2 protein-coding genes are annotated in these 1,483 nt (G+C 75.2%); one reads left to right on the forward strand and one right to left on the reverse strand.

Features of this window, described 5'->3' with window-relative positions; translation table 11 throughout:
- Nucleotides 1-143: 143 nt before the first annotated feature.
- Nucleotides 144-494 carry a helix-turn-helix transcriptional regulator gene (locus KS423_RS45365; protein ID WP_224285499.1) on the reverse strand — a complete coding sequence of 117 codons (351 nt, stop codon included), beginning with the start codon at nucleotides 492-494 and terminating at the stop codon, nucleotides 144-146.
- A 148-nt stretch (nucleotides 495-642) separates the two neighbouring features.
- Here KS423_RS45365 and KS423_RS45370 point away from each other — a divergent pair.
- Nucleotides 643-1,483: MFS transporter (locus KS423_RS45370; protein WP_224285500.1), on the forward strand; the 841-nt coding region annotated here is incomplete at its 3' end.

Here is a 1,483-nt window from a genome sequence, read left to right on the forward strand (position 1 = left end):
GACGGCGGCACGCCGGGTGGCGGCGTGCGCGTCCACCGTGCCGACCGGGCCCGCCCGGGCGCGTCCGTCCGCGGCAGGAGCCGCCCGCGGTGCCTTGCGACCACAGGCCTACGCCTGTGGCGGCAGCCGGGTGCGCCGGCTCCCTAGGGGCCAACCGGCTTCTGGGGTGCGGGAGTTGCCGAGGCCGTCAGGAGCGCGTCGAGCAGGCCGGGGAAGCGGGTGTCGAGGTCGGTGCGGCGCAGGCTGACGAAGCGGTTGCGGCCGGCGACGCGGGTGGTGGTGACGCCGGCCTCGCGCAGCACCCGCATGTGGTGGGAGACGGTCGACTTGTGGAGGTGGTCCAGGCCCAGGCCGCGCGGGTCGCAGGAGTGCTCGCCGCCGTCGGCGTAGCTGAGCAGCAGGGTCATGCGTACGGGGTCACCGAGGGCGTGCAGGACGGTGACGAGGTCGATGTCGGCGGTGGCGGGCTGGGGAAGCCGCTCGTCGTCGCTCATGGCGCACGCTCCTCGGGGCCGCGGGCGGGGAATGAATGGTTTGACAATCATCCACCAATCCCCGAGTGTTTGACGAGCGTCAAACTGTTGCATGTCCATCCAACAGTCTCGTCCGACCGTCCACCCTTGTGCCCCGGGGGGCTCTCCCGTGCCCGTACGTCTGCTCCTGCTCGCCCTCGGCACCTTCGCCATGGGCACCGACTCGATGGTCGTCGCCGGCATCCTCGGCCCGATCTCCGCCGACCTGGGGGTGTCGGTGCCGGCCGCCGGCCAGCTGGTCACCGTCTTCGCGCTCGGCTACGCGCTGCTGGCCCCGGTACTGGCCACGCTCACCGCCCGCTGGCCGCGCCGGCGCCTGCTGCTGACCGCACTCGCGGTGTTCAGCGCGGCCAACGCGCTCAGCGCGCTCGCGCCCACCTACGGGCTGCTGCTGGCCACCCGCGTCCTGGCCGCGGCCGGCGCCGCCCTCTACACCCCGACCGCCAACGCGGTGGCCACCACCCTGGTCGCCCCCGAGCGGCGCGGCCGGGCGCTGGCGACGGTGCTGGGCGGGATGACGGTGGCCACCGCACTCGGCGTGCCGCTGGGCACCTGGGTGGGGCGCACCGACTGGCGGATGACGATGTGGCTGGTCACCGCCCTGGGCCTGGCGGCCCTGGCGGGCCTGGCTCTGCTGCTGCGCGACCTGCCCGCCCCCACTGCCGCCCCCACCCTGAAGGCGCGCCTGGCGCCGCTGGCACAGCGCCGGGTGCTGGGCGCCGCGGCCACCACGCTGGTGTTCTTCCTCGCCTTCCAGAGCGTCTACATCTACCTGGCCACCGCCGTCTCGGGCGCCACCGGCGGCGACGCCGACCGGCTGAGCGTGGTCCTGCTGACCTGCGGCGTGATGTCGGTGGCCGGCAGCTGGCTGGGCGGGCGCCTGGTGGACCGCCTCGGGGTGCGGCGGGTGCTGCTGGCCGGCTCGGCGGCGGCCGCCGGCGCGTTCGCCG

It is taken from the genome of Streptomyces sp. LS1784 (assembly GCF_020103755.1).
Classification (GTDB): domain Bacteria; phylum Actinomycetota; class Actinomycetes; order Streptomycetales; family Streptomycetaceae; genus Kitasatospora.